Below are 12,861 nucleotides of genomic sequence, written 5' to 3'. Positions count from 1 at the left end.
GTTGTTAATCCCGCCTCCAGTACAATGCAAACAGTTACTTAATCTTATGATAATTATCTGTTTTGTAAGGAATAGTTATATTCACCTTAGGTTTTAGTAGCTTTTTAAACGGTTTCCCCCTAAATAACCGTTAAAGGCTCGCCCTAGTCAGGCGAGCCTTTCTTGTCTTTAAACAAATCCAAAATATATACAATTGCGTTACTATAGGCTTCGGAAAGGAGTCAAGTGCATGAAAATATTAATTATTGAAGACGACAGCACCACTAGAGAGTTCGTGGCAAAAGGCTTACAAGAGCATGGCTACTCGGTTGATCAAGCCGAAGATGGTAAAAAAGGCCTTATGATGGCACTAAGTAGCGAGTATCAGCTCGTGATCTTAGATCGCATGCTTCCATATTTAGACGGAATGAAAGTATTAGCTGCTATTAAAGCCGCTCAAGAAAGCCTTCCGGTACTCATTTTAAGTGCGATGGACAGTATTGAAGATCGGGTCGATGGTCTTCAGGCGGGCAGCGACGACTATTTGATCAAACCTTTTGCCCTTGCTGAACTCATCGCTCGTGTCGACATTATAATTAACCGCCAACGGGGTCTTACTTCTGAAAATACCAAGCTCGCCTACGATTGCCTACAAATCGACCTGCGCGCTCACCGCGTTACCTGTAATGATAAAGAGCTCTTGCTTCAGCCAAAAGAGTTCCAACTCATTCAGTATTTTATTGAGCACAGTGAGCAAGTGGTATCTCGTATGCGTCTCTTTGAGGCGATTTGGAGTTATCACTTTGATCCTAAAACCAATGTTATCGATGTCCATGTAGCCAATCTTCGTAGGAAGCTCGAAGAAGCGGGATGTACAGACCTACTCCACACGGTAAGGGGGGCTGGGTATGTCCTTCGTCGATGACTATGCCCTCACCCGTTCGTCCATATTTAAGATTTTAATCATGCTCTTTTTGGTTGTGGCGATCATAAACATGTTCGCCATACGCCAAGTGTTTGTTGAGTCGGACGAATTTCACCGCAACCAACTAGACAAGCAACTAGATGAAGAAATTCTGGAGTTTAAATACTCTGCTCGGTATGGCGACGGCATTGTCGTTCAATTACTTAACACAAAGAAATATAGTGAAACGCCTTTCACTTACCGCTTAATTGAAAACGACACCCCTCCTCCGCAATCTCTCTATCCTGTTTCCTATTTTATGCAGCGGCAAACAACTATACCGTTAACAGAAAAATACCGATTGGATATTGCTGTTAAGTCTGATTTTTTGGAGTCCTACCGAAGTGCATTAATTCCTTTGGTAATGTCGGGTATCGTGCTACCCACTGCGATTATGTTAGTCGCAGCCGTCGTGTTTACCATTATGATTTTGCGCAAACTAGAGCGAGTAAACAGTGCAATGAACAGGGTATTATGCGGTGAGCGCTCCGTGAAAATCCCTGTCTCTCAGCAAGATGATGAGTTCGACATCCTCGCCATCCACCTCAATTTTATGATTGAACAGATGGCGAAAAACGAAGCGACCTTAAAATCGTTAACCGTAGGTCTTGCGCATGATATGCGTACTCCTATGGCTCGATTAAAGCTGAGGTTGGAAGAGATGCTAGCCCGGCAAAATCTCACCCTTGAAGAAGAGGACCAAATCTCCGCTTGCCACGAAGAGTTAGAGCTTATTTTATCTTTGTTCAATAGCATGTTAGAAATTGCTCGTTTAAACAGTGGACAACAAAACATTGAACACCAAGCTATTGATTTAGGTAAAATTGCTCATGACGCCATGGAGTTTCTGTTGCCCCTCGCCGAGCAAAAAGATCAGATCTTAATTTATAGACACGACCAAACTTGTTTAGTGAATGGCGATCGCTCTCTTCTGTTTAGAGCCGTCTTTAACCTTATCGATAATGCCGTCAAATACACCCCTAAAAATGGTACTATCGAAGTGTTTATCGACTCTCTCGGGGTAACGGTAGCTGACAACGGTATCGGCATACCTAAAGATGAAATGCACAAGGTTTGCAAAACCATGTATCGCGCAGATAAGAGCAGAACCCAACAAGGCAATGGTATCGGACTATCATTAGTGGAAGCCGTCGTGCGAAGACACAAAGCTCGACTAATTATGAAACAAAACAATCCTGGTTTACGCGTTCGTCTTCTATTTGAACAGTAACTTACCATTTCATATAAATACCGGACAAAGCCCTATTAAGGGCTTTTTTATCAGGCAATTTCCCGTATACCTCGTTGCAAAAGATCAAACCTAAACTCTCCTTTTCTTTACTTCCGGCCATCGAATGCCAAAGTTAAAAAAGCCCCAAGCTGTTTCCAACTTGGGGCTTTTACTATTTCTGATTAATTATACTGCAGGGATCTTTTCCATTGCTGAGGCAACAAGTTCAGCTTCTGCACCGATGATAACCTGAAGGTTTTTCTCACCGACGTGAACGATACCCATTGCACCAAGCTCTTTGATGCGTTTTTCGTTGATGACAGACTTGTCTTTCAACGTTAGACGCAGACGAGTGATACAGTAGTCGATGCTTTCTAAGTTAGCGTGGCCACCCAACGCTTCTAAGTATTGAACGGCAACACCATCGATGTCAGTTTTACCCGCTGTCGCTTCACTTTCAGCATCGTCACTTTCATCTTCACGGCCTGGAGTCTTAAGGTCGAACTTGATGATAGCGAAACGGAATACTGAGTAGTATACGAAGGCAAAGACTAGACCTTGTGCGACCAGCATAAACGGTTTGTTTGCCAATGGCGTAGAGAACGACAAGATAAAGTCAATCATACCACCACTGAAGCCAAAGCCTGCCATCCAACCCATCGAAGCGGCGACGAACATAGATAGAGCCGTCAATGCTGCGTGGATAACAAATAGCACTGGTGCTGCAAACATAAAGGCAAACTCGATAGGCTCAGTTACACCTGTAATAAATGCAGTACCACCAGCAGCAAGCATTAATGAACCCACTTTCGCTTTGTTTTCTGGCTTAGCACATTGATAAATTGCAAAACCAGCCGCAGGAAGACCGTAACCCATTACTGGGAAGAAGCCTGCCATGTACATACCTGTTTCACCAAGTGTACCTTGACCACTCCAGAAGTTGCCCAGATCGTTGATACCAGCTAGGTCAAACCAGAAGATTTGGTTAAGTGCGTGGTGCAGACCAGTAGGAATAAGTAGACGGTTGAAGAAACCAAACAAACCAGCACCTGCGGCACCTAAATCTACAAAACTCTTACCAAACGCAACAAGTGCTCCATAGACTGTTGGCCAGATAACCAGAAGGAACAAGCTCAGACCCAATGACATGAAACAAGTCAACAACGGTACAAATCGTTTACCACTAAAGAAGGCTAGGACCGCTGGGAATTGTACATTTGAGTATCGATTGTAAAGTTCACCAGTAATAACACCGACTAGAACACCAATAAATGGGTTCGCGCGTTGGCTAAACGCCAAAGTGTCTTCTGTACTCATAAGATCAGCGGTAACGCCTGTAAACTGGCCGCTAACTGCTGGATCAAGTAATGTGTTTACAATGGTTAAGCCCACAAACGCAGAAAGCGCAGCTGCACCGTTGTTATCTTTTGCAAGTCCGTACGCTACACCGAGGGCGAAAAGCCAACCTTGTGCCCCTAATATTGCATTACCTGCTTGCCCAAGGAAGATACTTACCGCATTGCCCCCTTCCATTGCATAGTTTAAACCAATCAACAACGCCGCTGCTGGCATCACTGCGATAGGCACCATAAGCGCCTTACCGATTTTTTGCAGATATCCTAGAATATTCACCTTTATATTCCCTCTGTTATTTTTGTAAAGGGGCAGGCACAAGCTCGACCGGAGTGTAGTTTGATTTACCTATGCCTGCCCAATTTGTTAAGTGACTGATTTAGTGAGATGAAACCAAGCACTTTTTGTCCTAAATAGATTACGAAACGAAGGATTAATGGCCTGTTGGCAGTAGATTAACTTTTGTTAATTAAAAGCAAGCAAAGCATACGCAGGTCGCATTTTTACCTTCCGTTTCATTTGCCCTATAGATTTTGAACATCAGCAGACTTCCTTTTCATACTTTCAAAATCGCTTTTTATTGCTTACGCTTAATTTGTTAATATTTTTATCACTTATCACTATGGCAAAAAGCAATCTGATAACAAATACAGGTCATAGGTTTATCTCTAAAGCCCAAACCGCCTACAAGATCCATATCCACACCCCCGATGACACTGTGCTTCATCGCTCTGTTGGCTATGTGAAAATCGGTGAAAAAAAGGGACTAAAGAAAGCTATTCACTTAAGAAATGAGCTTGGAAAAGCCATGTGGGGAAAATTTTGGCGACGTCTATTAAAAGATCCCTATCTAATGACACGCCTGCCACACTCCCTTGAACCTAAAATTATCTTTAAGCCCAGGCCAACCAAAAGTGATCCCAAAGCGAAAGATGAGTGTTACATCGCGGCGTGGAGGCAATACGACGATAAGGGTAAGCTGGTCTACAAAAGCGTGGTGTGCTCGATCAATAAACACGGAAGACTCGGAGCCTATACAAAAACCAAAAAAGCACTTTTAGAAGCAAACAAAGAGAATATTGAAATTCTTGAGTTTATGGGCAGGTTGAACAGTATTGATCTCAAATAGAGGCATTCGTTTAGGCGAGTGCCCCATTTTGCACTCACTAGTACGAAACTAAAAAGCCCAAGTGCTTTCACACTCGGGCTCTCATTAACAGATACAAGCTAGATTGAGTTAAGCGTTCGCTTCTCTCTCAACGATAAAGCCAATAGCCATTTTAATTCGTGCAATCACTCGCTCTTTACCAACAAGCTCCATCACGGCATCGACTGAAGGAGACTGACCACCACCAGTTACCGCAACTCGCAATGGCATACCAACTTTGCCCATACCGATCTCTAGCTCTTCACAAACCGCAGCGATCACGTTTTGCTTAATGCTTTCTGTTGTCCAATCTTCAAGTTGTTCAACCTTTTGCAAAGCTAGCTCTAGTGGCTGCTTTGCCACGCCGCGCAAGTGTTTTTTCGCAGCACCAGCTTCAAACTCAGAAAAGTCCTGATAGAAATAAGCAATTTGATCAGCAAGCTCGACCAATGTATTACAACGCTCACCCACTAACGAAATAACGTCTGTAATTGCTGGGCCGTTGTCCGTTTTAAGTGCGCGCTGGTCTAAATGCCATTGAAGGTATTTTGCTACGTACGCTGGATCTGAGTTCTTGATGTAATGGTTGTTTAACCAAAGTAACTTATCAGTATTAAATGCAGACGCTGACTTAGAAATCGCGTTTAAGCTAAACAGGTCAATCATCTCTTGCTCAGAGAAGATTTCTTGGTCACCATGCGACCAGCCCAAGCGAACTAGGTAGTTGTTTAATGCATTCGGCAAATAGCCTTCATCGCGATACTGCATCACTGATACAGCGCCGTGACGCTTTGATAATTTAGCGCCGTCATCACCAAGGATCATTGCACAATGTGCAAATACTGGTACTGGCGCACCCAATGCTTGGTAAATATTAATCTGGCGAGGTGTGTTGTTAATGTGGTCTTCACCGCGAACAACATGAGTAATGCCCATGTCCCAATCATCAACCACAACACAGAAGTTGTAAGTAGGAGAACCATCAGTACGACGAATGATAAGGTCGTCAAGTTGGTCATTGCTGATTTCGATACGACCACGGATTTGATCATCAAAAACAACCGTCCCGTCTTTTGGATTGTTAAAGCGAATAACACAAGCATCACCATCTTTAGCCGCTTCGTTTGCCGCTTTGATTTTAGGGTGATTCGCATCGTAGCGTGGCATTTCTTTATTTGCTTCTTGCTCGGCGCGTACTTCGTCTAACAGCTCTTTAGACGCGTAACACTTATAGGCCTTGCCTTGTGCTAAGAGTTGATCCACGAGTTCGTTGTAGCGCTCAAAACGCTTAGTTTGGTAGTAAGGGCCTTCATCCCACTCCATACCCATCCAGCTCATTCCTTCAAGGATTGCATCTACTGCTTCCTGAGTGGAGCGTTCTAGATCCGTATCTTCAATACGCAATACAAATTCACCGCCCTGATTTTTAGCATAAAGCCATGAGTAGAGCGCTGTACGTGCACCACCTACGTGTAGGTAGCCTGTTGGGCTAGGAGCAAAACGAGTTTTGACCGTCATTTATCATACCTTGGTTAACTATACTGGTGGATACAGAGGTCGTCGCCTCTGTATCCCAATTTGCGCGCTATTTTAGCATTGCTACGCAAATCTACAATCAGTGGTTAATATGTTTTACCGCCCAAGATACAAACTCTTGTCTTTGCTCTGGTGTCATTTCTAAGAAACCTTGCTCCATATTGAAAAGTGATTGCGCCACTTCTGCTGGAGTGTCATCGGTTACTCTTGTTGTTGCTTCTTTCTTTAAAGTACTTTTAGGAGCAATAGAAGCTGGGCTTCCCGATAGGTTGTACTCAACCAACATAGCGTCGTAATCCTTAAAAATGCCGAATGATTTATCGATAATCACGTCCAGCTTTTTACTGACCTCTTGTCCTCTGCTGGAGATTTTCACATCGACATTATTATTAAAACGTTCTACATCTCTTTCGGAACGAATGGCAAAAGGACTCTCTAGCGTTAAGGTTTCATCGTTAGCTTCAAATACCAGTACAATTGGGTTTGAGTTAAACTTAGACTTACCGCCATTACCATCAACCATAGAGGTCACTCTCACCAATATCTGATTGATGCCATTTTCAATTTTTAGATCCCCAGCCCCTTTTTTAGGGACATTGTTAATCTCTTGATTCACCGCCAATATTTCGACACGACTATCCGTTTGAATGGTGATATTTGCCCAAGCCGATGTGCTTAAAATTAAAAAAGTGAGTGCTAGCGTAATTTTTTTCATTATGTCCCCGTTATGAGCAAGTTCTGAAAACTAGTAAAGCGGGCCATAGGCCCGCTGAATTAATCAGTGCGATTAATAAATTAGAATGTCCACTCTGTACCAACGCGAACCATTAGGTCATCGTAATCTGTACCTGCGTAGCCATTACCAGTGCGGTATGTACCACTGTGTTGAGCAATACGCAAGAAGGTGTATACAGAATTGAACGAGTAACCAAACTCACCACTTACTGTCGTGAAGTCAAGCGTTTTGTCTGATTCTTTATCTGTCTTACCGTCTTGGTCAGCATAACCTAGGCGGAAATTCATATTACCCATGTAGTAGTTAGTCTGGATAGAGAATGCATCGATCTCACGCTCTCTGTAAGCGCCGCCAGCTTCATTCGCTTCGAAGTCACCAGTTTTGTATGCACCGTGTAGGTTCCAGTTGTCCGTCATGCGGAATTCAAAACCAGCAAAGTAACCTTCGGTGTCACCGATTAGATCTACTTTGTTAATAGTGTCGAACTTAGTGTCTTCCGCTAATTCAAACGCAGCGTGCAGCGTCAGTTGATCAAGAGGAGTAACCGAGATTGAACCGCCAAAGAAGTTGGAGTCTTTGTCGTTTGAGCTACCGTTACCAGCTGCTAGGCTAAATTTAACAACATCGCTAAAGAACGGAGAATCGTAACGCGCCATTTGGCTCTTACGGTCGAAGTTGAAACGCTCACCTGCACGCCATCCACGGTCAAAAGTCATAGATAGGTTAGATGCAGAGTACGGCCAATCCACTAGCTCGTACATTGGAGTTAGCATACGACCAAAACGCACCGAACCCCAATCGTCACCACGCATACCAACGAAAGTATCGCGGTTACCAAGTTTTGCACCTTCGTCCAAAACCCAGCCAGATTCAATTTGAACAAACGCTTCTACGTCGTCAGTCATCGCTTTAGCAGCGCGGAAACCAACACGTGACTCGTTCTCAAATACGATGCCGTCTTCAGTGACTTCTTCACCTGCATCGTTGAATTTCTTTGAACCATAATCCACTGCTGAGATAGAAACGATACCGTAAACTTCTACGTTAGCATCATTTGGTTCACCAATAACGTAAGCATTCGCTGTACCCGCGGCCATGGTAGCAGTTGCGATTGCTGCGCCTAAAAGTGTTTTCTTAAACATATCAATTAACCCTAGTTTGTTTATATTTTTGTTTTTCCAGCCCCCGCATCACGCAGTCGTCAACACCTTGTTTTGCGGGGGACTATTTATGGACGAGGAGCATGTTGGCAAACTTTTTTCGGGTTAAAAAATCTATCGAGAATTTGTCTGATCCGCTTCAAAATCAACAAATCAAAAAATACATAAAACAAGTTAAAACAAAAACTTATGTCATTTTTGACAAATTATACAAACGTCAATTTTGGCCAAAATTCACCAGCTACTAACAAATCACACGTTTTTAGGTGAGCGACATCACGCACATTTTTTATCGTTTTACGGAACTTTATCTCTATAGATATTTATATTTGAACTGCTTCGCATTTTTCTATGCGGCAAGAGTCTTAATAAATGAAGTGAGAAACGCGCAGTTAACCCTTGACCTTACCCTTGCTGGAAGGTTTAAGCTGTCAAAAGTGAAATATAAGGACGAGAAAATGCAGCAAATTACTATGCCTTTGGCTGGGTTAAATTGTATGGGGTGTGCTCGAAAAGTAGAAAAGGCCCTTTTAGCAAATCATAAAGTTTCCTTGTCAGAGCTTTCTCCAAGTTCTGTTGAGGTAAAAAGTAATGAAACGTTTGCAGATATGGCGTTAACTATCTCTGAGCTCGGTTATCACGCTGGCCATCACTACCAGTTGAATCTCAGTGGTCTAAACTGCCAAAGATGCGTTGCTAAACTTGAAAATACACTAACTCAAAACTTTGACATTGGAGAGTTTTCAGCATCGAAAACCTTCTTGTCCTGTTACTCGATTCTGTCACAAGAACAGCTTATAGATCTTATTGCCTCTTTGGGTTATCAGGCTCAACCATTTTCCGAGGTAGAAAATACCGCGCCATCACAACCGAAAGAAGATAAACCTGAAGCGGCGGCTAACAAGGCTGTGGCTGGTGAACTTTCAGAAAGCTATTCCTTAATTATTGAAGGTATGACATGCGCTAGTTGTGTAGCATCAGTAGAATCTGCGTTGATGAGTGTTCCAAATGTCACGTCAGCGCAAGTTAATCTCGCTGAAAGTACCGCCATCGCTTGGGTGGTACAAAAAAGTAAAGAAACACAAAATGCGATAATCAAGGCCACTTCAAGTGCCGGCTATATAGCCGAAGTTTTAGAAGACCCGCAGATTCAACAGAACAAGCAATTAGAAGTTCAGCTTAAACTAAAAAAATCACATTTAAAAAATGCCACCTTAGGAATGTCCGTTGGTGCCCCTCTAATGCTGTGGGGTATGTTAGGCGGGAGTATGATGATTCAAACTCAAGGTGATCAAATTGGCTGGGGACTGATTGGAATAGTGTGCCTGCAGCTACTCGCGACTGCTGGACGTTCCTTCTTCGTTAACGCTTTCAAATCGATTACCTACAAGCGAGCCACCATGGATACCTTAGTTGCGCTAGGTACTGGTGCCGCTTGGTTTTACTCCATGTTGATCGTCATGTTTCCCGACTGGTTCCCAGCTCAGGCCCGACACGTCTATTTTGAAGCGAGTGCGATGATTATTGGACTGATTTCTCTTGGCCACTATATAGAAGCAAAAGCCAAAGCAAAAACTACTCGCTCTTTACAAGCTTTGCTCTCTTTACAGCCTAAAGAAGCCACTGTTATTGAAGGTGGTAAAGACAAAGTTGTTGCCATCGATACCATTGCGATTGGCAATCACATTCGAATCAAACCTGGCGATAAAGTGCCCGTCGATGGCAAAGTGCGATCGGGAGAGAGTTATGTCGATGAGTCCATGTTAACTGGCGAGCCCATTCCAGTAAGTAAAAGCATCGGTGATTCACTTTCTGCTGGAACCATTAATCAAGACGGTGCGCTTATCATCGAAGCGGTTGGGGTTGGCAACCACACTATGTTGGCTCGAATTATCACTATGGTTCGAAAAGCGCAAAGTAGTAAACCTCAAATAGCCAAACTCGCAGACCAAATTTCAGCGGTTTTTGTCCCCATTGTCGTCGTTATCGCGATTATCTCGGCCATAGTCTGGTACTTGTATGGCCCAGATCCCAAAGCAAGTTACATGTTAGTGGTCACTACTACGGTTTTAATCATCGCTTGTCCCTGTGCCTTAGGTCTTGCGACGCCCTTGTCGGTCACGGTCGGTATTGGTAAAGCAGCAGAGAAAGGCATTTTGATTAGAGATGCCGAGGTACTTCAGTCTGCAAGTAAAATCGACACGGTTGTATTTGATAAAACAGGAACGCTCACTCAAGGTAAACCAGAAGTGCAGTTAGTAGTAAGTGCTGACATAACACAAGGTGACTTGGTGCGCTTTGCCGCAAGTGCAGAGCAACACTCTGAGCATCCACTTGCCAAAGCGGTATTAAGATACGCCAAAGAGCAAAAAACACCCCTTGTCGATAGCCAAGACTTTATCAACAGAAGGGGGAAAGGTATTTCCGCAGTTGTTGAAAACAAACAGATAGAGGTGGTTTCACTTGCCAACGTTATCGAACGAAACATTAGTCTTAAAGAATTAGAAACAGAAATTGAAGAGAGTATTGATAACGCTTGGACACCGGTTTGTGTACTAATCGAAGGTGGGTTAGCCGGTTTTATTGCCATCTCAGACCCTGTTCGCCCCGACGCTAAACAAACGATAAAGCACCTTCAGCATATGGGAATGACAACCATAATGTTAACGGGCGATAACCAAAAGGTCGCCTCAGCTATCGCTGCTAATTTAGGTATCGATCAGGTGATATCCGAAGTGCTTCCCGATCAGAAAGCGTCTCATATCGACGCCTTAAAAAGCTCAGGTAAGATCGTCGCCATGGTGGGTGATGGAGTGAATGACGCTCCAGCTCTTGCAACCGCCAATATTGGCATTGCGATGGGCAGTGGCAGTGACGTTGCAATCGAAAGTGCTCAAGTCACTCTTCTCAACTCTTCTCCTATACTGATAGCGAATGTCATCGAGCTTTCAAAAGCAACCGTGAAAAACATGAAGCAAAACTTGTTTGGCGCGTTTATTTACAACTCTCTTGGCATCCCGATTGCCGCTGGAGTCTTGTATCCGCTGTTTGGATTTTTATTAAGTCCAGTAGTCGCAGGCGCTGCTATGGCACTGTCGTCGATTACTGTTGTGAGCAATGCTAATCGCCTCAGATTAGCCAAAATATCAGAACCTTTACAGAGGTCAAAATGAAAACAAAACCTTTAATCCTAATCGCACTATCAGCCTTCTCTTTTAATGCGCTGGCCAGTGAAGTGATCAATCACAAATCCCCCTATTGTGGATGTTGCGGCGAATGGACCAAACATATGCAAGAGTCCGGCTTTAATGTTACTGAACAGCTCCATAAAAATATGGACCCAATCAAACAAAAGTATGGCATCACATCACAGCTTGCATCCTGTCATACCGCAGTGATTGATGGCTATGTTTTTGAGGGTCACATCCCAGCGGCTGATATCGAAAAGTTTTTAGCTAACCCTCCTAAAAATGCACGTGGATTGGCGGTACCGGGCATGCCAATGGGCTCTCCTGGTATGGAGTACGGTGACAAAAAACACGAATATGTGGTTTACGCTTTTAATGAGTCAGGGCAAGTATTCGAGTTTAACCGCTATTCAGGCAACTAAAAAAAGGCCATTTCGGCCTTTTTTGCTAGATTATATAGACCAAATAACAATTCGTTTATTTGGTCTGATTTACCAACTCGGCAAACAGGGATATATGTTGCTCGTCATCGTTCAGACAAGGGATATAGCTAAAGCTCTCGCCCCCCGCTTCAAGGAAAATTTCTTTACACTCTTCGGAAACTTCCTCTAGTGTTTCCAAGCAATCGACGGAAAACGCTGGTGCCATAATATCCAATGATTTAATACCTTTACTTGGCATTGTCTCAAGCGTTTTATCTGTATAAGGTTGAAGCCACTCTTCTCGGCCAAAACGCGATTGATAGGTCATACCAATTTGGTTTTGATCTAAACCTAGCTCCTGCCTTAACAACTCCGTGGTCTGCTCACAGTGCAACGGATAGATATCTCCATTGTCAGCATAGCGCTTCGGAATACCGTGATAAGAACATAGCAAATAATCGCTTTTACCCTTTTTTTCCCAATGGCGTTTTACACTATCTGCTAGTGCTTTTATGTACATTGGATGTGAATAGTAGTCGCGAATAAAGCGGATTGCTGGTATTACTGGCAACGACTTAAACGCTTTGGTCAAGCCATCGGATACTGCTGCAGTTGTTGTTCCCGAGTACTGGGGATACAAAGGCAGGACAATGATCTCTTCAACGCCTTGGGCTTGAAGTGCTTCTACCCCTGACAACAAACTTGGATTTCCATAAGTCATACCAATTTCTACAGGCATAGGTAAAAGCTGTCTGAGTTTTTCCGCCTGCTTTTTCGAGTAAACCAACAGTGGAGAACCTTCATCTGTCCAAACTGTCTTGTAGAGTTTCGCCACTTTCGAAGATCGAATTGGCAATATCACGCCATAAAGTACCGGACACCAAATCAAACGGTTGGCATCGACGACTCGTTTATCTTGAAGAAACTGGGCTAAGAAGCGCTTTACTGCTGGTGCAGTAGGTTCATCCGGCGTCCCTAGGTTGACAAGTAATACACCCTGCTTTTTATTGTTTTTCATAGTATCCCGCTTTGGTGATCAAATAGGTGTTGTACGAACATAAACTATTTAAGTTCAGGCAATTGAGCATAAAAAAACGACCTCTTGGAGGTCGTTTTACTATATCAAACTTTTCTTTTTTGCAGTG

At 43.4% G+C, this 12,861-nt stretch carries 10 protein-coding genes; 5 read left to right on the top strand and 5 right to left on the bottom strand.

Annotation, left to right across the window (positions count from 1 at the left end):
• The first annotated feature begins 229 nt into the window (after positions 1–229).
• On the top strand, positions 230–904 hold the full coding sequence (locus tag BLO31_RS15665) for a response regulator transcription factor (RefSeq protein ID WP_070968732.1): 675 nt from the start codon (positions 230–232) through the stop codon (positions 902–904).
• Positions 888–2,174 carry a sensor histidine kinase gene (locus BLO31_RS15660; RefSeq protein ID WP_070968731.1) on the top strand — a complete coding sequence of 429 codons (1,287 nt, stop codon included), beginning with the start codon at positions 888–890 and terminating at the stop codon, positions 2,172–2,174. Before BLO31_RS15665 ends, BLO31_RS15660 begins: the two co-directional genes overlap by 17 nt.
• A gap of 186 nt (positions 2,175–2,360) precedes the next feature.
• Here the strand turns inward: BLO31_RS15660 and nagE are convergent, their stop codons facing one another.
• Positions 2,361–3,806 carry an N-acetylglucosamine-specific PTS transporter subunit IIBC gene (gene nagE, locus BLO31_RS15655; protein ID WP_070968728.1) on the bottom strand — a complete coding sequence of 482 codons (1,446 nt, stop codon included), beginning with the start codon at positions 3,804–3,806 and terminating at the stop codon, positions 2,361–2,363.
• Positions 3,807–4,149: 343 nt separating this feature from the next.
• Here nagE and BLO31_RS15650 point away from each other — a divergent pair, with 343 nt between their 5' ends.
• Positions 4,150–4,656, top strand: coding sequence for a Fe3+-citrate ABC transporter substrate-binding protein (locus BLO31_RS15650; protein WP_070968725.1), 507 nt, complete (start codon positions 4,150–4,152; stop codon positions 4,654–4,656).
• 108 nt (positions 4,657–4,764) lie between these two features.
• Here the strand turns inward: BLO31_RS15650 and gltX are convergent, their stop codons facing one another.
• The 3 genes from gltX to BLO31_RS15635 form a co-directional block, all read right to left on the bottom strand.
• A complete protein-coding gene (gltX, locus tag BLO31_RS15645; RefSeq protein ID WP_070968722.1) occupies positions 4,765–6,192 on the bottom strand; it encodes a glutamate--tRNA ligase in 1,428 nt (475 codons plus the stop codon).
• A gap of 97 nt (positions 6,193–6,289) precedes the next feature.
• Positions 6,290–6,925 carry a DUF2057 domain-containing protein gene (locus BLO31_RS15640; protein WP_070968719.1) on the bottom strand — a complete coding sequence of 212 codons (636 nt, stop codon included), beginning with the start codon at positions 6,923–6,925 and terminating at the stop codon, positions 6,290–6,292.
• A gap of 80 nt (positions 6,926–7,005) precedes the next feature.
• Positions 7,006–8,088: a porin gene (locus tag BLO31_RS15635; protein WP_070968716.1), complete on the bottom strand. Its 1,083-nt coding sequence runs from the start codon at positions 8,086–8,088 to the stop codon at positions 7,006–7,008.
• A 476-nt stretch (positions 8,089–8,564) separates the two neighbouring features.
• Between BLO31_RS15635 and BLO31_RS15630 the strand changes: the two genes are divergently transcribed.
• Positions 8,565–11,279, top strand: a complete 2,715-nt coding sequence (locus BLO31_RS15630) for a heavy metal translocating P-type ATPase (protein WP_070968711.1) — start codon at positions 8,565–8,567, stop codon at positions 11,277–11,279.
• Entirely contained in the window at positions 11,276–11,716 is a 441-nt protein-coding gene (locus BLO31_RS15625; RefSeq protein ID WP_070968708.1) for a DUF411 domain-containing protein, read from the top strand. The genes BLO31_RS15630 and BLO31_RS15625 overlap by 4 nt, the downstream gene beginning before the upstream one ends.
• A gap of 55 nt (positions 11,717–11,771) precedes the next feature.
• On the opposite strand, the gene hemH is transcribed toward BLO31_RS15625, so the two are convergent.
• Positions 11,772–12,734, bottom strand: a complete 963-nt coding sequence (gene hemH / locus BLO31_RS15620) for a ferrochelatase (RefSeq protein WP_070968705.1) — start codon at positions 12,732–12,734, stop codon at positions 11,772–11,774.
• Positions 12,735–12,861: the final 127 nt, after the last annotated feature.

Source organism: Vibrio sonorensis (assembly GCF_001854765.1).
Classification (GTDB): Bacteria; Pseudomonadota; Gammaproteobacteria; order Enterobacterales; family Vibrionaceae; genus Vibrio; species Vibrio sonorensis.
This window is presented reverse-complemented; position numbering and strand designations above follow the sequence as displayed.

Bases quoted from the DNA above. Each gene is read 5' to 3' on its own strand.
- gltX (WP_070968722.1), bottom strand. From the start codon at position 6,192: ATGACGGTCAAAACTCGTTTTGCTCCTAGCCCAACAGGCTACCTACAC.
- hemH (WP_070968705.1), bottom strand. From the start codon at position 12,734: ATGAAAAACAATAAAAAGCAGGGTGTATTACTTGTCAACCTAGGGACG.
- BLO31_RS15635 (WP_070968716.1), bottom strand. From the start codon at position 8,088: ATGTTTAAGAAAACACTTTTAGGCGCAGCAATCGCAACTGCTACCATG.
- BLO31_RS15650 (WP_070968725.1), top strand. From the start codon at position 4,150: ATGGCAAAAAGCAATCTGATAACAAATACAGGTCATAGGTTTATCTCT.
- BLO31_RS15665 (WP_070968732.1), top strand. From the start codon at position 230: ATGAAAATATTAATTATTGAAGACGACAGCACCACTAGAGAGTTCGTG.
- BLO31_RS15660 (WP_070968731.1), top strand. From the start codon at position 888: ATGTCCTTCGTCGATGACTATGCCCTCACCCGTTCGTCCATATTTAAG.
- BLO31_RS15625 (WP_070968708.1), top strand. From the start codon at position 11,276: ATGAAAACAAAACCTTTAATCCTAATCGCACTATCAGCCTTCTCTTTT.
- BLO31_RS15640 (WP_070968719.1), bottom strand. From the start codon at position 6,925: ATGAAAAAAATTACGCTAGCACTCACTTTTTTAATTTTAAGCACATCG.
- BLO31_RS15630 (WP_070968711.1), top strand. From the start codon at position 8,565: ATGCAGCAAATTACTATGCCTTTGGCTGGGTTAAATTGTATGGGGTGT.